This window comes from Acinetobacter sp. WCHAc060025, from assembly GCF_004209355.1.
Classification (GTDB): domain Bacteria; phylum Pseudomonadota; class Gammaproteobacteria; order Pseudomonadales; family Moraxellaceae; genus Acinetobacter; species Acinetobacter wuhouensis.
On the sequence record NZ_SGSX01000002.1, the window covers coordinates 14,999 to 35,699 of the forward strand.

Consider the following 20,701-nt stretch of genomic DNA (forward strand, 5'->3'; position numbering starts at 1 on the left):
CGATGGTCTAATTTATTTTTTGAAGTAAGCATCAGTATATTACATAAAATAAGCACTCAATAGAGTGCTTATTTTTATTTCAAAAGTATTAATTTGATTGAGCAAGATCAAATTTTAAAATCACTTTTTTATTGGCATCTAAGAATTTTAATTCTTTTTTAGATGCGTCATATTGAGTGACTTGGCCAAGTGCTTGTGAATACTTGTGAGCGATATCGGTTGCATTTAGGCATGCTTTTCTAGTCGAAGCAAGTTGTGAAAATTTAATTTCAGTAGCTTTAACAGCATAACCACCCATAAAGCTGTTACAACCATCTGAACCACTTACACGCTCATTGTCAAACATGATAGATGGTACAGATGACTGTGCAGGATCAGCCACTAATTTGACACCATCAATTTCACTGAGAATCCAATTCTTACCTTGTAAGTCATCTAAATTACGTTCAGTAGAGGGATTTGACATGGTTGCACAGCCCACCATAGAAAGTGTTAAAGCAGTACAAGTCGGAATGATGAGAGATTTTAACATTTAAAGTTCTCCACTTTTTATAAGGAATAAGAAAGTTATAAAGAATAAAAAAGATTAATATGTATTGAGACATATCATACTTTTCAATTTGAAAATAAGCTTTTTAATTAACTTAAAAATACACAAATGATTCAGAGTTAAAACATTTTTGCATAAGTATTGCTTTATTTTTGAACTGTTTTCATGTATCTAAAATATATATTTATTTTCCAAGTGTTAAAAAACGCATCCGAAGATGCGTTGATTGATCAACTATATTTTAAAATTTACAAAACTGGATTGGTTGTTCAAGTAATTGCCCTTTATACAACACTTGACCATTATCCAAATGTTGAATCGTTCTATTACAGATCCATTCGACCGCTTGCGGATAAATCAAGTGTTCAAGTGCATGTACACGTTCAGCCAAAGTGGCTACGGTATCGTGTAAATTAACTTTAACCACGCCTTGTGTCAGTGCTTGACCTGCATCCAATTCCGCAGTGACATAATGTACAGTACAACCATGCAATACATCCCCCGTGTTTAAAACACGTTGATGGGTATGCATACCTTTGTAATGTGGTAGCAGAGAAGGATGGATATTCACCATTTTCCCTTGCCATTTTTGGACAAAATCTGCACTCAGAATGCGCATAAAGCCTGCAAGAATCACTAAATCTACATTCCAATCGAGTAATTGTTGATGCATTACGGCATCAAATGCTTCACGGTTTGGAAATTGTTTGTGTTCAATGATCGCAGTGTCAATTCCTACTTTTTTTGCCCGTTCCAAGGCATAAGCTTCAGCTTTATTGGAAATCACCCCAACAATCGACCCTGAGAGATTGGCATCTATCAGGGCTTGTAGGTTGCTTCCACTGCCTGAAACCAGTACAGCAATTTTTATCATGTGACTTAACTATGCTTTGGACTTAGGCAAAAATCACACGGATTCTTTCGTCAGCGCCTTCAACAGATTCGGCATTGTCTTGGATTGAACCAATTTTCCAAGATTTTTCACCCAATGAGTTTAACAACTCGACAGTTTTGTCTGCATCTGTAGCATCAACTGCAATCACCATGCCTACGCCACAGTTAAATGCACGATACATTTCAAATTGATCAACACCGCCTTCTTTTTGAAGAAGTTTGAACAATTCTGGCCATTCCCAAGAAGACTCATTGATCACAGCTTGAGCACCATTTGGCAATACACGTGGTAAGTTACCAGGTAGACCACCACCAGTGATGTGTGCCATAGCGTGAACATCAACTTGTTTAATCAATTCAAGAATTGATTTTACATAAATACGTGTTGGTTCCATCGCAACATCAGCAAGTGGACGACCATCAACGATTTGAGTTAAATCAACATTTTTAACATCGAAAATTTTACGAAGTAAAGAGTAACCGTTTGAATGTGCACCTGAAGAAGCTACACCAATCAAAACGTCACCTGCTTTGACTTTAGTACCATCAATAATTTTGCTTTGCTCAACCACACCTACACAGAAACCTGCTAAGTCATAGTCTTCGCCTTCATACATGCCTGGCATTTCAGCAGTTTCACCACCGACCAATGCACAGCCTGCAAGCTCACAACCTTGACCAATACCTGTTACCACATTTGCAGCAACATCGACATTTAAATGACCTGTTGCATAGTAGTCGAGGAAGAATAATGGTTCAGCACCACATACAAGAAGGTCATTTACGCACATTGCAACCAAGTCTTGACCGATTGTGTCATGACGGTTTAGGTTAAGTGCTAAACGTAATTTTGTACCTACACCGTCTGTGCCAGATACGAGAACAGGTTCTTCATAACCTTTAGGAATTTTACAAAGTGCGCCGAAGCCGCCTAATCCGCCCATAACTTCAGGACGAGTGGTACGTTTAGCGACAGATTTGATTCGATCGACAAGTGCGTCGCCCGCTTCAATATCGACACCAGCGTCTTTATAGCTTAAACCAGTGTTTGGGGTAGAAGTTGAGTTGCTCATATTTGAAGTCTCCGCATTCGCGCGGAGATTATACCCGAATATACGAAATTCTTATGTTATTTCTGCACCAAAATGCTATCTTTATTCAAATATTTTACTTTCAATAATGATTAAATCTGAAAAAGGCGTGATTACATGCACGATCGGACCTTAAAACGAATTTTTATCCTTGCTGGAATTGCTTTAGTGCTTTGGGTTTTGTACTTACTCAAACCTGTAGTGATTCCCTTTGTCGCAGCATTTTTAGTTGCTTATCTATTTAGTCCAGTTGTTGATCGACTATCCAAAATTCTACCGCGTTGGTTATCAATCACAGTCGTTTTTCTTGGGATTGGTGTGGTTTTAACTTGGGCAATGTGGTTTGTTGTACCTTTGGTTTGGAAGCAGTTGATTTACGCACGAGATAGTATCCCTGCTGGGATTCATTGGATTAATTCAACATTTCTCCCGTGGGTTTCAAATAATTTTAATGTTGAACGCATGGAGTTGGATACCGACCAAATTTCCAAAGTTGTGATGGAGTATATCCAGACCAACTACAGTGCCGACAGTATTCAAACGATGGCATTAAAAATTGCGCAATCGGGTTTAAGTTTTCTTTCCATTGGTGGAACGATTGTTTTAATTCCTGTGATTGCGTTCTATTTCTTATTGGATTGGAATCGTATGTTAGAAGGCATGCGAGAGTTTATTCCACAGAAATATAAAGCCAGTACTTTAAAAATCGTTGCTGAATGTCATAGTGTTCTAGGTGCTTTTGTTAAAGGTCAATTCCTTGTGATGGTCTTACTGGGCATTGTTTATGCAGTAGGGTTACAGTTGGTTGGACTAGAAGTTGGTTTAATCATCGGGATGGTCGCAGGGCTGTGTAGTATTATTCCTTACTTAGGTTTTGGCGTAGGGATTATTGCAGCCATTATTGCGTGCTTCTTCCAGTTTGGTATGGATCCAAAACATTTACTTATGGTCTTGGCTGTATTTGGTGTCGGACAATTGATTGAAGGCTATATTTTACAACCATTTTTGTTGGGTGATAAAATTGGGCTTTCACCAGTTGCTGTTGTGTTTGCGGTGCTTGCGGGTGCACAGCTAGGTGGTTTTGTCGGTATGTTGATTGCACTTCCTGTGGCAGCAGTCATTGTGGTTTTATTAAAACATCTCAAAGATTTATACCAAGAAAGCCAATTTTATAAGTCTGAAAATGCTTTGGTGAGTATACATAGTCATGGTGATTCAGATGTAATTTCAGTTGAAAGCGATAAAGTTGATCTTGATATTGAGATTAAAAACACGCAAGATACTGATGAATCAGTCAAAACTGATCAAAATCCACATAAGGAATGATTTGAATATATGCGTCAATTACAGTTGGATATAGAACCGCAACTGGATGCCAGAATCAGTGATTTTTCTGGGCCAGGTTGGGGACCTGTAATTGATGCTGTACGTCAGCTTCATGCAGGGTTGATGAATCGTTTCTATATTTATGGTGGTGCTGGTACAGGAAAAAGTCATCTTTTATCTGCCATTTGTGATTCGTATTTGGAAGTGGGTAAATCCGCAATTAAAGTTTCATTATTAGAATTACTTGATGCACCGATTGAAGCGATTACCTCATTAGAGAATTATGATTTAGTCGCACTAGATGATATTGAAGCGATTAGCGGAGTGCCACATTGGCAAAAAGCAGTATTTCACCTGATTAATAACAATAATGAAGATGGTGGACAATTAGTCTTCTCATCACGTTTTGCACCAATAGAACTCAAATTAGAATTACCTGATTTACAATCTCGTTTAACCCAAGCGGTGAGTGTAAAAGTACCGAGTGGGCAGTCTTATGCAGATCGTCATGCCTTATTACATTCGGTACTGGAACGTCGGGGTGTACATTTTGACCCACAAATAACGGAATATTTGCTATTACATGGACCACATCAAACCAGTACACTACTACAATCAGTCGAGCAATTAGAAAAGTTATTGAAAGGTGAGAAAACCAAGTTATCTCATGCAACATTAAGACAGATCTATGCATTGATTGATGAATATAGACAATAGTCTTTTTTTGATAAAGATTGAGTGTGCGTACCACATATAAGGTCGTCTATAGGATATATAAGAAAAATTCTTGAGAATTTTTTTTAGCTGTGACAAAGTACGCAAAAAGGATTTATGGCAAAGCTTAATGCTGGCTAATAAGAAATAATTAAAAGAAATCAAGGAGACTATAATGCTCAAACAGGGCATAGGCTTAGGATTATTATGTATTGCTGGTCATGCATTCAGTGCAAATATTACTGTCACGACAACAGATGATGTTGTGAAAGCAGATGATCAGTGTTCATTAAGGGAAGCGATTGAATACGTTAATCAAGGGATGCCAGAAGCAGGTTACAACGGTTGTGGTGGTAAAGAGGCTACTGCAAAAATTATGCTCAAAGCGAATACAGAATATATACTTAACAATCAAGTGCGGATATCAAAAGATCTAAGTTTCGGATCGGAATATATAACAGATATTACCAATTCAAATTCGGTGATTGGTAAGCAAAATGCCATTATTAAGATGGCTGGAAAAGACCGATTATTTGAAATTGAAAAGGTGATGGATACTTCTAGCACTGAAGTTCAAGCCATGATTAATGTCACTTTTGATGAGATTACATTAAAAGGATGTACTCAATCCATTTGTAAAGATCAAGGTGGGTTAATTTATAATAAAGAGTCGTTAACTTTAAAAAATAGTCAACTTTTAAATGGTTCAGCACGACAAGGTGGTGCTATTTACAATTCAGGTGGATATGTTGCAAATACCAGCCGAAGCTTTATTTCTATCACAAACACTTTGATGCAAGGCAATAAAGCAGTACAGGGTGGTGTGGTATACGCTGAAATTCCTTCTTTTATTATTAAGCAGTCAGTGATTCGTGATAATGAAGTAACAGACAACAGTAGTTCTAATTTTGAAGTCAAAAATAAATTTTCTGAAGCAGAATTAAATGCGATTGGGAGTTTAAATACTTATGGTCTTGTAAATAGCACCATCTTTAACAATAAAGGTTATGTCGTTAAGGTTTATGATGCAATGCAAGTCAATAATGTCACCATGATTTTAAATAGTATGGGCTTGATTATTGATGCGCCTTCCAAAACAGGCTATGTGGTTAACAGTATTATTGCTCAAAATGGTGCTGCTGACTGTACAACGATTGCAGGTGGGGAAGCGAACCAAATCAGTAATAACTTGTATTCAGTAGGTTGTGGTGGATATAAAGGGACAGAGTTAGGAGCGATCAAACTTATTTCTGCTAATACCCCTGAAGGGAAATGCGATTACAATGATAATGGCATTCTTTGTCCATTCTCTGAGGTGGCATCACATACTTTAGGTTATTTCTTGCCTAGAATTTTACCAAGTTATACTTCTATAAAGGATTCTCCTATTATTAATAAAGGAACATTACTTCAAGAACCAATATTACGTTGCTCACCTGTAGATCAGCGCGGTGAAAGTAGAGGTGATGATTTAGAGGTGTGTGATAGAGGTGCTATAGAGTTAAAAGTGAGTACTTCAACTGAAGGATTTGTTGGACAGGATATTTTATATGGTCAAACAGCAAAATTCTCGATTGTAGATCAATTAAAAGATGGTGAATTGGTCAGTGCTGAAAAATGTAAACAAATTTTTAATCGTGATGTCGATGAAAATGGCAAACCTTGGCAAATAGGATGTCTTAAAACTATTCAAACTTATACCCCGTCAAAAGGTACAACAACGATTAGCCAAGATGGTGAAGTGACTTATACACCAAATGGAAATTGGGATGGAGCGGATATATTTGAAATTAATGTTGTGACGACGACGACGAGCTTTAATAAGTCAGACAATCCTTATATTACGCTTTCAGTACAGATCGTCCAACGTAAACCAGATGATTTTAAAAATTATAAGGTAAAAACATCAGGTGGTAGTTTGGGTATTTTATCAATCATCGGATTGATAGGTCTAGTAGGTTATCGACGCATAAAATATAAATAAGGGATTCGTGATGAAAAATTATAAAAAAGGACTACTAGCACTAGCAATATTATCAACGATGTCATTGATGGCGGCTGATGATAAGACCATTTATGTCAATACTTTTGATGATGAAGATGGTACGAATCCTGCAAAGTGTTCATTAAGAGAAGCGATAAAAGCAGCTGAACTGCATCAGGCTTATGGTGGTTGTAGTGCGGGTCAAATTTATTCAACTGTGCCTAATGTAATTCAATTAGAAGCAGGTGAGTATAAGTTAAGTAAAGAGTTAAGACCGAATTCAGATGTAATTATTAATGGTAGAGAACCGGGTGATTATAGTCGGCCTGACGTCTTAACCAATAATTATCCAGCGACAACCAAGATAAAAACAAGTATTTCTGGGCAGGGCGTAAGTCGTATTTTTAATACGATTTATGATAATAAACCAAGCCTGACTTTGAAAAATTTGCTTTTAAAAGATGGTTCAAGTTTAAGTGATACCAATAATAATGTGGGTGGTGCAATCTATGCAGGTGGTACAACTACATTGACCAATGTTAGCATTCTGAATTCCAAAGCTAAAAATGGTGGTGCGATTTATTTAAATGATATAAACAGTTCGTTGACGATGAGCTACGGTGTATTCGACGGTAATACTGCGGATCAAGGTAGTGTATTAGGCATGACTTGTTTAGATAATTTAGATAAAACACCACGTCAGATTGGAATTTCGGGCGTGAGTTTTATCAATAATGGTTCTGCTGAAAGTTTAAGTACATTTAATTTTTGTGGGAAACCGACTGCTAGCTTTACAGCGAACACAATTAGTAATAATACTGCAAGTTCTACGCAAGGTAGCATTATCCAATTTAGTCAGATAACACCTTTGGGTAAAGTGGAATTTAGTAATAATTCAATTATTACATTGCACAGTAATACCATTGTAAATAATAGTGCTTGGACAACTTTGTTGTATGGTAGCAATGGCTCGAAAAGAATTCTGCATAATATTTTGGCTTATAATCAGAATGGTAAATCTTGTCGATATGCAGATGGAGACGTTAGTGAAGTGACGAATTCAGGTGTAGTATTAGCCTATAATGCTTTAACACTTGCTGCAGGAAATGATCAATGTGAGCTTGCAAGTTCATTAACCAAAGAGGGGAAAGATAAAACCGTTGATGTAAGTAATATAAGTTTCTCTACGCTTTTGTATGAACGAGAAGAGCCAAGTGAATCAACAGGCTTTATGCCAATGTATTTCCCCAAAAATTTAGGAACTGATAAAGATTTAGTAGATATTGGTTTCGTCGGTTGTAGTCAGATAGACCAACGTGGTGTTACTCGCCCTGTTGCTGAAAACTCAAGTGGTAGTGTTGATACTGCAAACTCGTGCGAGATTGGTTCTACAGAAGTATTGAATCTTACAGCAGATAATCTAAGTGCGACAAACTCATCTGTAACAAAGGCTTTAGCAAGTTTTCAAAAAGAGTTAGATATTTATAATAAACTGATTGCGGATACGACAACCAATCAGGACTATATTCCTTATTATAAAATACAGTCTGAGAATTATAGTAATTTATTAAAATATACGAAGTCTGATCAAAAATATCGTACGATTTTTTTTGATCCATTTGATCCTAATTTACCTGCTGAAATCATTATCCAAGATGCAAGTGGTAAAGCTGTACGTGAAGTTAAACATCTGAGTACAGATAACTACACGGTTACTGTGAAAGCACTTGGTGTTGGTATGCTATCGAATAACAAATTTGATGGTAAGGAAGACGCAAGATTCCATTGTGAATGGAATGAAAATTTGAAGAAAGTCCTACTTTGGCGTACAGATGATGCCCCTACGCCTACAGGTGAAAATGAATTCTGTAGCTATACATTAACTTTGAAAAATGCTGATCCAGTCATATCATCAACGGCTTATATCGTTGGCTCTTTTATAAATATTCCACCAACAGCAGCAGATGCGACATTAAATATTGAGGCTGGTTCAACAAAACCGTTAGATGTGGATTTATTAAAATATGCAGATGATGATGGTGATGGTGATTCAGCAGCATTGACGGATAAGCCTAATAAACCAAAATTCTATGTCAATTCGAACGGAGTTGAGTTACCAATTCGAATAAGTGCAAATTTAGACCCTGTCGTGATTACTTCTGAACAGAGTGGCCCGTGTCCTGGTGCGGATAGTAAATACACGTGCTATGGTGGCAAAGTACAAGTTAAGTTAAGAAGTACACTAGATCCATTCAGCTACAAATTTAAATACTATGTTTATGATGCGGATGGTGCAGCTTCGAACGAAGGTATAATCTCTCTTGAAAACTCAGGTACTGCTGCGAACAGTCCGCGTGTGAGTGGCGGTGGATCATTCGGTTGGTTGAGTGTAATGGGGCTTATTGGTTTGGCGGGTTACCGCCGTATGAAGATGAATAAAAAAGCATAATATCGGTCTTTGTTTTGTAAGAAGCCAGTTTCTCGAAACTGGCTTCTTTTTCTTTATCAGCAATGTATATTTTTTGCTATTTAGATAGGCATGTGCTTCAAATTGTATTATAAGTTTTAGATACAAGAGGATAGTTTGGGTACGATCCTTAACCTATTGAAAAATTTTCATTTTGAATTTATATGAAGCAATTTACTGTATTAACCCCGATTGATCAGATTTCTTATCGTGCTGAAGAGTTAGTTTCGATAAAACGTAATGATTTGGTTCCTTTATTGGATAATCAAACGTGTATGAATCTATATGCAGATCAGTTGATTCAAGGGCAATCAGTATTATTGAATGGTATTGATCCTGAGTTAACACAAAAGTTAAGCCACACAATTGCACAGATTATTGAACAATTATCGGCTTCTAAAAAGAAACTAAATCAAAAAAAGTTTAATGCATTACAAAAGTGGTTAGGTTTAGACTTAGAGTTTAGTGTAGGGCAGAATCAATATCTAAAAGATTTAGATCGTTTAATTGATGAAGCGAATAGGCTGAGTCAACACTTACAAGTTGAAATTCAAAAATCAGAATCACGTTTCCAGCAAGCTGTGGGTTTACGTGAACAGATGGCAAAATATATTCGTGCTGCGCAAGAGTTTGCTCAAGAATATCCAGCTTTTGTACAGAATAGGCATCCTTTGGATAATTTTTTCGAGCGTTTGTCTAAAAAAATTAATACATTACAGACTTTACAAGCCAGTAATGATATTGCTTTGGCACAAATGCAACTGACGCAACAGCTTTCATTAACATTATTAGATCGGTTTAATGAGGCACAACAAGTTTTGATTCCTGCTTGGCAATATCATGTGAAACAAAGCCAAGCGCAAAGTTCTTCAAATATGACTGAAGAATTGGATCAAAGTCGTGATAAATTAATTCAATCATTAAAGAAATCATTAGAAAATAAATAGGGTAATACGATGAGCGATTCAAACAATCCAGTAACAACACAGGTGGCAACAACAGAATCACCATTAGAGTTGCAGAAGTTTGAGCAACTAAATTTAAAAGAAATTGGGTTGAATAGTGAAGACTTTAATGAAGTGCTGAATGCCCATAAAGACTTAGCTAATATTAATCATACTGCTGTGGCTGAGTATGGTAAGAATATTGCGACCAAAACATCATCTTATACAGATGAATTATTAAATCTCGTTAAGAATAAAGATCTCGATGTAACTGGGCAAAAATTGAATGAAGTTGTTCAAGTTGCACAACAGTTGAATACCTCGAGTATTTTAAATAAATCAAAAAATTCAGGCTTTATTGGTAGCATTTTAAATAAGTTTAAAGGTGCAAAACAAAGTTTTGATCAGCAATTTAATACCACCAAAGAGCAAATTGATTCTTTGGTGAAAGAAATTGAAACCTCACAATCAGGTTTGAAAACACGTGTAGATACACTTGATCGTATGTTCAACGGTGTGCAAGAGGAATATCGTCAGTTGGGTATTTACATTGCAGCAGGGAAAATTAAACAAGACGAAGTTCAGAAAGAAATTGCGACATTATCTGCTCAAGAGCAAGATCAAAAAACCAATCAACGGGTTTATGATTTAAATCATCTCGCCAATAATCTTGAAAAACGAGTGAGTGATTTACAAGTTTTGCAGCAATCAGCCATGCAAACTTTGCCGATGATTCGTATTATTCAATCTAATAATATGATGTTGGTGGATAAGTTTTATGCGATCAAAAACATCACTTTACCTGCATGGAAAAACCAAATTAGTTTGGCTATTTCACTGAATGAGCAACGTAATAGTGTGCAACTGGCAAATACTATTGATGATGCAACCAATGAGTTGTTAAAACGTAATGCAGATTTATTACATCAAAACTCGGTTGATACCGCAAAAGCCAATCAGCGTTCAGTGATTGATATTGAAACCCTTGAACACGTGCAAAATACCCTCATTAAAACAGTGAACGATGTGATTCAGATTCAAAAAGAAGGCATGCAAAAACGTGAAGAAGCATCTACACGAATCAAAGCTTTACAATCGAATCTGCAGCAATTGGTATTGGACACCAGTACACCTAAGGCTTAATGGCATTTCTGTCCAATGTATTTTGCCCATGAATTAAAGGTATAGCGCTTGACTGAAAAAAATCAATATCCTGCGGATATTCAGCAGATTGAGCAGGGTTTAAAAGTTCTTAAACGCAGAAAGTTTAATCTAACAGCTTCTGCGTTACTTTTATCAACCGTCGGTGTTGTGAGTTTAGTTGCAGTTTTTTTTCAGCAGGAATTGGTTTTCAATTCATTTGGCGTGGCGCAACAGGTTCAGCAAATTCATTTGCCGTATATGATTGATGGAAAATTAAGAGAATATGTCCATCAACCTGATTATTTTATGAATGCATTTTCATGGTTAGGATGGTTAATTTTAAAATTAATAGTCTCATTCATTGGTGCATTTATGATTGTTGGATTTTTAAAAAGATTTAAATTCTTTTTGATACGCTTTCAGTCTTTTATCCTTAAATTTGTCGCATGGCTCATCACATTTATTGTGCTTTGGGGCGGGTTAAGCTATGTGCAGTATGAGCTGAAAGATGATGAAGAGAGTGAGGTCAGTGCCTTTGTTCAATATGATCAAAATATTCAACAAAGTGATTTTTATCGATATTTACAAAAATCAGATATACCTGAGAATGTGCAAAGTTATTTATTGGCTCAAACTGCTTTGATGCATAAACCTGTAGATAAAGTGGTTGCAACGGTATATGCAGAAAAACTGATTAAAGCGGAACAATTTGATCCACAATTCTTAGAATATGGCTTTAAACCTGAGCAATTGTGGACGATTCAACATCAAGTGTTTAATCAAGCTATTTCGCCAATTGCTAAAAGTGTGGAAGCTCAAGTTGATCGTGCAAACTTTTGGTCAAATTGGGTTGGTAAGATCTTATGGGGGATTACAGCAGTTAGTTTCTTATTGAGTTTAATCGTTTATATGCTAGCAAGTCGAATTTCGAAACGCCTTGAGCGAATCGCAACGCAATTGCAATCTTAAAGTTCATGCAGTTTTTTGCTTTTTAATGATTGGATGAGCGAGCAGATTTAAAAAAGCACTTTCAATGGGGAAAGTGCTTTTTTTATAGTACGGATTTTTATTGAGGAGCGCTTTTGATTTAGAAACGACATGCAATTTAAGCGACTTCTTTACTGCGATGTAAAATTAATTCTTTCAGTTCTAAAGTATCAAATGTTTTGTCCCAAATTTCACCATCGACGATATAGTACGGCGTTGGGTGTTTTCCGAAACTTTGCACATAGCGCGTAATTTCAGCCTGTTTATCTGCTACTTCTTTATGTTGAATTGAGCGTAATACTTTTGTGCCGTCTAAGCCCATTCCTTCAATCACTTGTTTCAGTAACTCAGGATTCGCAATGTCCTTGCCATGTGCAAAAATAGCATGAAATAACGCTTGGGTTAGGGCAAATTGATCAAAGATATTATCCAAAGCCAAGATTGCCTGATGCGCCAAACCACTGTTTGGCATACGTTTCATGTGTTCAATATCGACAGTTAAGTCTTGGCTATAAGCAGCAAACTTTGCCATATCCAATTTACGATCTGCTTCTTTGCTTCCATAGCGTTCAGTCAAGTATTGATAAACATCTAAACCTTGTTCTGGAATCTCAGGTAAAACTTGCACGGGTAATAATTCGATTTTTCGAGTCGTTGGCTGATTCCAATGCTGCTTAAGTTTTTCAAATGCGACATAACTCATTGGATAGACTAGGTCGAATACGAATTCAATTTTATAAGTAAGTACTGCCTGTACTTTTGGGGAAGCACCACGGTTTAGAGAAACAACTTCGTTATTTCAGATTAAAACTTTAGATAAAATTTGCACATGAATTTTTGTAGAGCGATCGTTGCAGAATGATTATTTTTATTGAAAATTAATTTAATTTTAAGTTTCGAGGTAACTATGAGCACTATTGATTTTATTGGGAATGTCCCCATATTCATACACAACCTAGATAAAACACGGTTTTGTGAATCATTGGGGTGCGTGAAATTTAAAATATTTTCATTAAACTAAAAAACCGATTGTTTTTATAAAAACAAACTGTTTTATCTATTTTTTAAATCGACGTATTATAGGTTCAACGAAAGAATTTACTCCCTTGGAGATTGTTAGCATGTTAGATACAAATACTTCTGCTCAATTAAAAACATTGTTAGAACGTCTTGAAAGCCCAATTGAAATTGTTGCTTCTTTAAACGGCACTGAAAAGTCAGACAAAATTAAAGAATTAGTCACAGAGGTTGCTGCACTTTCAGATCAAGTGACGGCACGTTTTGATGGTGAAAATGGACGTAAACCAAGCTTTGGTATCGCTAAAGTGGGTGAACAACCTCGTGTATTCTTTGCTGGCTTGCCAATGGGGCATGAGTTTACCTCTTTGATTCTTGCATTATTGCAAGTGTCAGGTTATGCGCCGAAAGTTTCAGATGAAATTTTAGCGCAAATCAAAGGCTTGAATCTTAAAGCAAACTTTGATGTATTTGTGTCTTTAAGCTGCCATAACTGTCCTGATGTTGTTCAAGCATTGAACTTAATTGCAATCAACAATCCTAGTACAACTGCGACCATGATTGATGGTGCATTCTTCCAAGACGAAGTTGAAGAGCGCAAAATCTTGGCTGTACCAATGGTATTCCAAAATGGCGAGCATATTGGTCAAGGTCGTATGACTTTGGAAGAAATTGTTGCCAAATTGGACAGTGGTGTTGCTGCGAAAGATGCTGAAAAACTGAATGCAAAAGAAGCATTTGATGTTTTAGTGATCGGTGGTGGACCTGCTGGTGCAACTTCAGCGGTATATGCTGCACGTAAAGGTATTCGTACGGGTATTGTTTCTGAACGCTTCGGTGGTCAGGTCATGGATACCATGGACATTGAAAACTTTATTTCAGTGCAAAAAACTCAAGGTCCGAAATTTGGTGCAGATATGGAAGCACATGTACGTGAGTACGGTGTGGACATTATGAACCTACAAAAAGTGAAAAACCTTGTAGGTGCAGATCAAACTGCCAGTGGTTTAGTGGAAATTGAACTTGAAAATGGTGCAAAGCTTGAATCAAAAACAGTCATCCTTTCAACAGGTGCGCGTTGGAGAGAGATGAATGTACCTGGTGAGAAAGAGTATAAAACACGTGGTGTTGCATACTGCCCACACTGTGATGGCCCATTATTCAAAGGCAAACGTGTTGCTGTAATTGGTGGTGGTAACTCTGGTATTGAAGCCGCAATTGACCTTGCTGGGATTGTAGAACATGTCACTGTTGTTGAGTTTGATACTAAACTGCGTGCTGACCAAGTTTTACAAGACAAATTGAACAGTTTGCCAAATACCACTGTGATCATGAATGCGCTTTCTACAGAAGTGATTGGTGATGGTTCACAAGTGACTGCATTGAAATATAAAGATCGTGCAACTGATGAAGAGCATGTTGTTGAACTTGCAGGGATCTTTGTACAAATTGGTTTATTGCCAAATACAGATTTCTTGAAAGAAACAGCAGTTGAATTGTCAAACCGTAATGAAATTGTGGTGAATGATCGCAACGAAACTAATGTAAAAGGTGTATTCGCTGCGGGTGACTGTACTACTGTGCCTTATAAGCAAATTATCATTGCAGCAGGTGAAGGTGCGAAAGCGTCATTATCGGCATTCGATTACATTATTCGTTCAGGTCAATAAGTTGTGATCATCAATGAATAGAAAGGGAAGCCAAAGTATTGAATGACTTTGGCTTTCTTCTTATTTGATTGAAAATATTTTAAATGGTTTATAGGAATTGAGTTGCTAACAGCTCAGTTCCTTTTTTATATTCGCCACAGCACCTTTTTATGGCGTATTAGTCGTAAAATTAAACTATAGATGGATGTATAAGCTAAGAATGGAATTTGTACATTTACGATAGTGTGGTGAATGATTCAGCCAATGTAATGTGGTTAAGCTTGTTTAGAATATTTTTGAAATCTAAAAGGATTAAGCTTGTGAAGCATGAGCATATAAAAATTACACCTAGAGCTGTTGCGTTTAATTTTTCTGATTCTTTGATTCATTGGATTCCTGAAGATCCATTTTCATCACATACCTATAATGCGATAAATTTGTTATTGCCCGCAGGTGAGTTTTGGTTTTGCCGTGTTTTTAATAAAGCTTTACCTTTGATCAAAGATGCTCAGCTAAAAGAAGATGTTCGTGCCTTTATTAAGCAAGAAGCGACACATGCTCGTGCTCATATTCAAGGGCAAAAGTTTATGACAGAACAGCATTACAATCTTGAAGAGGGCTTAAAAACCGCTGAAACTTTGTTTGAACAGCTTTTATCCGACAAACCTTTTGGTTTGGAATTATCAAAATCGAAATGGCTAGCGTCTTATTGGTTGACTATGCGTGTCGGGATTGTCGCTGCAATTGAGCATTTCACAGGTGTGATTGGTCAATGGACCTTGGATCATAGTCATAATTGGGACAAATATGGTGCAGATGCTGAGATGAGTGATTTGTTCCGTTGGCATTTGGCAGAAGAGGTTGAACATCGTAATGTCGCATTTGATTTGTTTCAGCATTTATTGCAAAACAAATTAGGCTTTTATATCTCACGCCAAGTGTTGATGACGGCTGTATTTCCTATTTTTATGTATTTAATGGTCGATATCGGACGTAGTTTGGCACGACAAGATGATTTAGTTGAGATGCAGAAAATCGCCAAAGCCAGTTTCCCTCGCATGTTGTGGGAATTGCAAAAAGTCGGTAAGCAAACAGGCAATTTACCCACCTTTACTTTTTTAGCAAAATCAGTTGTGCGTTGGATTTCGCCGAATTATCATCCTAATTCAGAAGGAAATACTGAACAAGCCCTAGCATATTTTGCACGTTCAGCAGGTGTTGCTGCGGCGAAAAGTTAAATATTTCTAATTTTCCATATAGACCAACTGGATGAAGTTGTTGGTCTATATATTTTGGAGCATATTCAAGCTGTGATTCTATGTATTGATCGTAGGATGAAGTTGTAGTACTAATTTGCGGACTAGATTTTCAGCATCTAGTGCTGATTGTTCAAATAACTCACCACCATATTCCTGATATTCGATCGCAATTTCATGAAACTGTTGAATACCAATAAAGTTAAAGGCTGTTTTAACCGATGGTTCTGCATGATTCTTAAATGGTGCATCAGGATGATCAAAATCGTGTCCACCACGAGAAGATAAAATAATCATTGGTTTTTGATGATCTAGTAATCCTTGATATGCTTGTTCGCGATTTGGATCAAAACTATAGGTTTTGTCTTTTCTGACGATATTATCTATATAGGCTTTTAAGTGGGCTGGTGGACCAAAATTATATAAAGGCATTCCCAAAACAATCAGGTCAGCCCATTTCAATTCAGCGATTAATTCATCACTGAGTTGTAAACGCTGTTGGGCTTTTTCTTCAGATTCCGCATAGCCAAATTCAGAGACGATCCATTCTTCATCAATCAGTTGAGGAGGATTCTTTCCGACATCACGATGTTTGATGTGTATTGATGAATCTATTTCAGACCAAGTTTGGATAAAAAGTTCTGTTAATTTACGACTTTGTGAACCATGAGGAACTTTGCCAGCAATGCCTGTGCGTACACTTGAATCTATTCTTAAAATATTGGTCATTTATCGTTGCTCAATCTAAGAGATGAATTACATCTTTATTGAATTGTGGAGCTGTGACAAACGATCAAAATACATGCTATAAGTGAATTAGATTCATCTATATTTAGATTGCAATATGGACTTACACTATTCGTTGGAGCAACTATTGGCTTTTCAATATGTTGCTGAAAGCCTAAGCTTTAAGAAAGCTGCTGAACGTTTGCATCTTACGCCTACAGCGTTGAGTCATCGTATAAAAAAATTAGAAAATCAACTTAATCTGAAATTATTTGAACGTAAAACACGAAAAATAGAATTAACCGCAGAAGGAGAGTTCTTATTTAAACATGTACAAACAGGTTTTGAACATATTCAAAAAGCGCTGTTACAGTTGAACCAAAATCAACAACGATTATTCACCATTACGACTACACCACCGTATGCGAGTGAATGGTTGATCCCATATTTACCTGAGTTACAAGCTTTGTATCCCGATGTGATGTTTCGAGTACATGCCAGTTATGACCCAGTGAATATGCAGTCAGGGCAATATGATTTAGCGATTCGTTATGGTCAAGGTGGTTATCAAGAATTAGATGTAGAATTATTGGCAGAAGATCAATATATCGCGGTCAGTCACCCCTCTATAGAAAGTGAAAATATTGATTGGAATCGTGTCCCACTGATCCATTTTTCATGGGGAGATGAGTATTGTCCTAAAAGAATCAATTGGCAAAAATGGTATAGCCAACAAAATATGCAAATCCATGTTGGACAACGTCAGGTTTTTTATAATGAGGAAAATCATGCAATTCGTGCTGTATTAGCAGGTCAGGGCATTGCTTTGTTAAGTAAAGTTGCGATTGCACATTATTTACAAATGGGAATGTTGAAAGTCGTGTCTAAGCATTACGTTGAAGCATTGAATTATTATTTACTCTCATCATTAAAACAGGATGAGGTCATAGTCGGTACAAAAAAATGGTGCCGAGAAAAATTAGAAGGCACTTATAAAGTAATTTAAAAGATGATTGTATTAAAATAAAAAAGCCAAAGTACCCCCCAAATGTACTTTGGCTTTTCCGTTTAATCTTATTATTCTCCCCTTGTTTCGAGTAAGGGCGCTGATTCCCAAACTCTATTTTATTTATTGTTATTTTTATCTTGTACTTAGACAGTATTTATTGATAAGCAAAATACATTCCAAGTTTTACATTTTTATGACATTTCTCAAGTAAGTGTAGTATGTTTAACCAAACAGGCTGAGATAATAAAAACGATTTAACAATTGTTCCTTGCTCTCTACATGTGCTGGATTTTGGACAATACAATCAATCGGACAGACATCGACACAGGTTTGGCGCTCATAAAATCCAACGCATTCTGTACAGCGCTCTGCATCAATCTCATAGACTTTTTCACCTTCAAAAATTGCTTGATTCGGGCATTCTGCAACACACATATCACAGTTGATGCATTGGTCTGTAATCATTAAAGCCATGGTTTTATCCTTTGATTAAATCGCTTGATAAGCCAATGATGATGCAGAAATATCAGCAGTAGAGTTTGGTAAGTTGCGAATTAATAAAGCATATTGCATATCTACATCCGCAGGAATAGGAATATCTACAATATGTCCTGAGCCTTTAGCATCGGTGATCGAGTTGCCTTTTTTATCCAAAATTTCATTCAAAACAAAAGTGATGTTTCCTGAAGTTGTCATGAGCTCCAATGAGTCACCGACAACAAAGCGGTTTTTCACTTCAATCTTGATATAGTCGCCATGTCGTTCTAAAACTTCACCAACAAACTGTTGATGGTCAAAGCGTGAAGAACCTGTTTCATAATTCTGATATTCAGAATGTACGTGGCGACGTAAAAAACCTTCGGTATAACCACGATTTGCTAAACCTTCCAGTTGTGTCATCAGTGCAGGATCAAAACCTTTGCCTGCAAGTGCATCATCAATCGCTTTACGATAAATTTGCGCTGTTCTGGCACAGTAGAAGTATGATTTGGTGCGTCCTTCAATTTTCAAAGAATGAATGCCCATTTGAGTCAAACGATCTACATGTTGTACAGCACGTAAGTCTTTTGAGTTCATGAAGTAAGTACCATGTTCATCTTCTTCAGCAGCAAACATGTCTTCTTCATTGCGTTGTAATAAAACCGGTTCGCCAAATTGATGTTGTTTTTGGGCGTGTTGCTCGTCGGCATCTTTATTGTTGCAGCAGCCTGATGCTGTCTCCAGTTGTTGGACTGGAATGACATCCCCAGATGCATCTTCTGCTGCTTCGTGAACTTTATAATCCCAGCGACAAGCATTGGTGCAAGCGCCTTGATTGGCATCACGTTTATTCATATAGCCTGAAAGTAAGCAACGACCGGAATAAGCCATGCAAAGCGCGCCGTGTACGAAAACTTCAATTTCCATATCAGGCACATTTTGCTTAATTTCTTCGATCTCTTCGAGGGATAATTCACGTGATAAAATCACACGTGTTAGCCCCATATTTTTCCAAAACTTAACCGTTGCCCAATTGACTGCATTGGCTTGAACAGAGAGGTGAATTGACACTTCAGGGAAATGTTCACGCACCATCATGATCAGACCAGGATCAGACATAATCAAAGCATCAGGTTGCATCGCAACCACAGGTTCAAGATCTCGGATAAAGTTTTTAAGCTTGGAATTGTGCGGTTGAATATTCACCACCACATAAAACTTTTTGCCCAAAGCATGCGCCTCAGCAATGCCAATTTTTAAATTGTCATGATCAAATGCATTGTTACGAACCCGCAAACTGTAACGTGGCTGACCTGCATAAACAGCATCCGCACCATAAGCAAATGCGTAGCGCATATTCTTCAGCGAACCAGCAGGAGAGAGAAGTTCAGTAACGTGGGAAATGGTCATGTCGTAAAAGGCATAAAAACTTTATGGGTATTATTCTAGTGATAAAAAAAATAGATTCAACCTAGTAAAAAGCTCGGGATTGAAAATGATTAGCCTCAAAATATTGTCAATCTACTCATTTTAAGTTTAATATATATGGAAATACATATATCCATATATAGATATGAATCAAGTTGATTTTTTTAAATGTCTCGCTGATCAAACACGGCTCGATATTTTACTGATGATTGTGAAACAGGGTGAGCGCTGTGTCTGTGATTTGACTGAAAGTTTAGCGCTCAGTCAGCCGAAAATTTCACGACATTTGGCGCTGCTGCGTACTTCACAGATTTTGCAAGATCGTCGCCAAGGGCAATGGGTTTATTATCAGTTACATGATGGTTTAGCACCATGGTGCAAAGAGATTTTGCTCAAACTTGCAGAACAGGATGAGCGTTTTAATTTAGCTGAAAATGCTGGTGCTGAAAATTCCAAATGTTGTGAATAGAGGATTGAATTAAAATGAAAATTTTATTTTTATGTACAGGTAATAGTTGTCGAAGCATTCTTTCGGAAGCCTTGTTTAATGCGCAAGCACCTGTTGGTTTCGAGGCATGTAGCGCAGGCAGTCATCCCTCAGGACAGGTGCATCCACTGACCTTGAAAACCTTGCAAAGTTTGAATATACCAACTGAAAATTTATTCAGTAAAAACATGCAGGCATGTGAGGCGTTTGCACCTGAAATTGTGGTGACGGTATGTAGCGAAGCTGCCAATGAATCTTGCCCGCTTTATTTAGGAAATGCCTTAAAAGTTCATTGGGGTTTGGATGATCCATCACATTTGGATTTGCCAGAAGCAGAAAAATTACAGGCGTTTCATTCAACGGTGCAACATATTCAGCGTCGTTTTGATGCATTTTTTGCACTGAATTTTGAACAATTGAATGCACAGGAATTAGCCAAAGCACTCGAAAAAATCGCTTTAATTGTGTGAATGTTCAATTATGTCAGTTCAGAAACTCTCTTTTTTAGATCGGAATCTTACGCTTTGGATTTTTATTGCCATGGCTGTT

General features: G+C 37.0%; 19 protein-coding genes. 12 read left to right on the forward strand and 7 right to left on the reverse strand.

The window, feature by feature from the left end; genetic code table 11:
* Positions 1–88: 88 nt before the first annotated feature.
* The 3 genes from EXE09_RS01670 to purM form a co-directional block, all read right to left on the reverse strand.
* Positions 89–532: an META domain-containing protein gene (locus EXE09_RS01670; RefSeq protein WP_130113018.1), complete on the reverse strand. Its 444-nt coding sequence runs from the start codon at positions 530–532 to the stop codon at positions 89–91.
* 259 nt (positions 533–791) lie between these two features.
* Positions 792–1,424, reverse strand: coding sequence for a phosphoribosylglycinamide formyltransferase (gene purN / locus EXE09_RS01675; RefSeq protein WP_130116122.1), 633 nt, complete (start codon positions 1,422–1,424; stop codon positions 792–794).
* 22 nt (positions 1,425–1,446) lie between these two features.
* On the reverse strand, positions 1,447–2,517 hold the full coding sequence (gene purM, locus EXE09_RS01680) for a phosphoribosylformylglycinamidine cyclo-ligase (RefSeq protein ID WP_087553478.1): 1,071 nt from the start codon (positions 2,515–2,517) through the stop codon (positions 1,447–1,449).
* Between the two features lie 135 nt (positions 2,518–2,652).
* Between purM and cxpE the strand changes: the two genes are divergently transcribed.
* The 7 genes from cxpE to EXE09_RS01715 all read left to right on the forward strand — a co-directional run bounded on the left by cxpE (position 2,653) and on the right by EXE09_RS01715 (position 12,082).
* Entirely contained in the window at positions 2,653–3,861 is a 1,209-nt protein-coding gene (gene cxpE / locus EXE09_RS01685) for a chloramphenicol efflux transporter CxpE (protein WP_068972773.1), read from the forward strand.
* 9 nt (positions 3,862–3,870) lie between these two features.
* The gene (gene hda / locus EXE09_RS01690; RefSeq protein ID WP_068972774.1) at positions 3,871–4,578 is read left to right on the forward strand and encodes a DnaA regulatory inactivator Hda; all 708 of its coding nucleotides are present in this window, start codon (positions 3,871–3,873) and stop codon (positions 4,576–4,578) included.
* Between the two features lie 172 nt (positions 4,579–4,750).
* Positions 4,751–6,559 (forward strand): rhombotarget A, encoded by a 1,809-nt coding sequence (gene rbtA / locus EXE09_RS01695; protein WP_130116123.1) that lies wholly within the window; start codon positions 4,751–4,753, stop codon positions 6,557–6,559.
* 10 nt (positions 6,560–6,569) lie between these two features.
* A complete protein-coding gene (locus EXE09_RS01700; RefSeq protein ID WP_130116124.1) occupies positions 6,570–9,008 on the forward strand; it encodes a CSLREA domain-containing protein in 2,439 nt (812 codons plus the stop codon).
* 182 nt (positions 9,009–9,190) lie between these two features.
* Positions 9,191–9,973, forward strand: a complete 783-nt coding sequence (locus EXE09_RS01705; protein WP_130116125.1) for a tellurium resistance protein — start codon at positions 9,191–9,193, stop codon at positions 9,971–9,973.
* Positions 9,974–9,982: 9 nt separating this feature from the next.
* Positions 9,983–11,113: a toxic anion resistance protein gene (locus tag EXE09_RS01710; protein WP_130116126.1), complete on the forward strand. Its 1,131-nt coding sequence runs from the start codon at positions 9,983–9,985 to the stop codon at positions 11,111–11,113.
* A 48-nt stretch (positions 11,114–11,161) separates the two neighbouring features.
* Complete coding sequence (locus tag EXE09_RS01715) at positions 11,162–12,082, forward strand: hypothetical protein (RefSeq protein WP_130116127.1); 921 nt, start codon at positions 11,162–11,164, stop codon at positions 12,080–12,082.
* A gap of 136 nt (positions 12,083–12,218) precedes the next feature.
* On the opposite strand, the gene EXE09_RS01720 is transcribed toward EXE09_RS01715, so the two are convergent.
* Complete coding sequence (locus EXE09_RS01720; RefSeq protein ID WP_228257145.1) at positions 12,219–12,833, reverse strand: DsbA family protein; 615 nt, start codon at positions 12,831–12,833, stop codon at positions 12,219–12,221.
* 388 nt (positions 12,834–13,221) lie between these two features.
* Here EXE09_RS01720 and ahpF point away from each other — a divergent pair, with 388 nt between their 5' ends.
* Positions 13,222–14,787: an alkyl hydroperoxide reductase subunit F gene (gene ahpF / locus EXE09_RS01725; protein WP_130116129.1), complete on the forward strand. Its 1,566-nt coding sequence runs from the start codon at positions 13,222–13,224 to the stop codon at positions 14,785–14,787.
* 248 nt (positions 14,788–15,035) lie between these two features.
* Positions 15,036–16,004, forward strand: coding sequence for a metal-dependent hydrolase (locus tag EXE09_RS01730; RefSeq protein ID WP_130116278.1), 969 nt, complete (start codon positions 15,036–15,038; stop codon positions 16,002–16,004).
* A gap of 78 nt (positions 16,005–16,082) precedes the next feature.
* On the opposite strand, the gene EXE09_RS01735 is transcribed toward EXE09_RS01730, so the two are convergent.
* Complete coding sequence (locus EXE09_RS01735) at positions 16,083–16,751, reverse strand: FMN-dependent NADH-azoreductase (RefSeq protein ID WP_130116130.1); 669 nt, start codon at positions 16,749–16,751, stop codon at positions 16,083–16,085.
* A gap of 115 nt (positions 16,752–16,866) precedes the next feature.
* Here EXE09_RS01735 and EXE09_RS01740 point away from each other — a divergent pair, with 115 nt between their 5' ends.
* On the forward strand, positions 16,867–17,754 hold the full coding sequence (locus tag EXE09_RS01740) for a LysR family transcriptional regulator (protein WP_130116131.1): 888 nt from the start codon (positions 16,867–16,869) through the stop codon (positions 17,752–17,754).
* Positions 17,755–17,979: 225 nt separating this feature from the next.
* On the opposite strand, the gene EXE09_RS01745 is transcribed toward EXE09_RS01740, so the two are convergent.
* The gene (locus tag EXE09_RS01745; RefSeq protein ID WP_068972784.1) at positions 17,980–18,231 is read right to left on the reverse strand and encodes a YfhL family 4Fe-4S dicluster ferredoxin; all 252 of its coding nucleotides are present in this window, start codon (positions 18,229–18,231) and stop codon (positions 17,980–17,982) included.
* A 15-nt stretch (positions 18,232–18,246) separates the two neighbouring features.
* Positions 18,247–19,647, reverse strand: a complete 1,401-nt coding sequence (gene yegQ, locus EXE09_RS01750; RefSeq protein ID WP_130116132.1) for a tRNA 5-hydroxyuridine modification protein YegQ — start codon at positions 19,645–19,647, stop codon at positions 18,247–18,249.
* Between the two features lie 163 nt (positions 19,648–19,810).
* On the opposite strand from yegQ, the gene EXE09_RS01755 reads away from it, so the two are divergent.
* Positions 19,811–20,134: an ArsR/SmtB family transcription factor gene (locus EXE09_RS01755; RefSeq protein ID WP_130116133.1), complete on the forward strand. Its 324-nt coding sequence runs from the start codon at positions 19,811–19,813 to the stop codon at positions 20,132–20,134.
* Positions 20,135–20,148: 14 nt separating this feature from the next.
* The gene (locus EXE09_RS01760) at positions 20,149–20,622 is read left to right on the forward strand and encodes an arsenate reductase ArsC (RefSeq protein WP_130113031.1); all 474 of its coding nucleotides are present in this window, start codon (positions 20,149–20,151) and stop codon (positions 20,620–20,622) included.
* Positions 20,623–20,701 lie beyond the last annotated feature (79 nt).

Coding starts and splice junctions, on each gene's coding strand:
- cxpE (WP_068972773.1), top strand. CDS start 2,653: ATGCACGATCGGACCTTAAAACGAATTTTTATCCTTGCTGGAATTGCT.
- EXE09_RS01740 (WP_130116131.1), top strand. CDS start 16,867: ATGGACTTACACTATTCGTTGGAGCAACTATTGGCTTTTCAATATGTT.
- EXE09_RS01705 (WP_130116125.1), top strand. CDS start 9,191: ATGAAGCAATTTACTGTATTAACCCCGATTGATCAGATTTCTTATCGT.
- EXE09_RS01735 (WP_130116130.1), bottom strand. CDS start 16,751: ATGACCAATATTTTAAGAATAGATTCAAGTGTACGCACAGGCATTGCT.
- purN (WP_130116122.1), bottom strand. CDS start 1,424: ATGATAAAAATTGCTGTACTGGTTTCAGGCAGTGGAAGCAACCTACAA.
- EXE09_RS01745 (WP_068972784.1), bottom strand. CDS start 18,231: ATGGCTTTAATGATTACAGACCAATGCATCAACTGTGATATGTGTGTT.
- EXE09_RS01755 (WP_130116133.1), top strand. CDS start 19,811: ATGAATCAAGTTGATTTTTTTAAATGTCTCGCTGATCAAACACGGCTC.
- EXE09_RS01670 (WP_130113018.1), bottom strand. CDS start 532: ATGTTAAAATCTCTCATCATTCCGACTTGTACTGCTTTAACACTTTCT.
- EXE09_RS01760 (WP_130113031.1), top strand. CDS start 20,149: ATGAAAATTTTATTTTTATGTACAGGTAATAGTTGTCGAAGCATTCTT.
- ahpF (WP_130116129.1), top strand. CDS start 13,222: ATGTTAGATACAAATACTTCTGCTCAATTAAAAACATTGTTAGAACGT.
- EXE09_RS01710 (WP_130116126.1), top strand. CDS start 9,983: ATGAGCGATTCAAACAATCCAGTAACAACACAGGTGGCAACAACAGAA.
- yegQ (WP_130116132.1), bottom strand. CDS start 19,647: ATGACCATTTCCCACGTTACTGAACTTCTCTCTCCTGCTGGTTCGCTG.
- rbtA (WP_130116123.1), top strand. CDS start 4,751: ATGCTCAAACAGGGCATAGGCTTAGGATTATTATGTATTGCTGGTCAT.
- purM (WP_087553478.1), bottom strand. CDS start 2,517: ATGAGCAACTCAACTTCTACCCCAAACACTGGTTTAAGCTATAAAGAC.
- hda (WP_068972774.1), top strand. CDS start 3,871: ATGCGTCAATTACAGTTGGATATAGAACCGCAACTGGATGCCAGAATC.
- EXE09_RS01730 (WP_130116278.1), top strand. CDS start 15,036: ATGTGGTTAAGCTTGTTTAGAATATTTTTGAAATCTAAAAGGATTAAG.
- EXE09_RS01700 (WP_130116124.1), top strand. CDS start 6,570: ATGAAAAATTATAAAAAAGGACTACTAGCACTAGCAATATTATCAACG.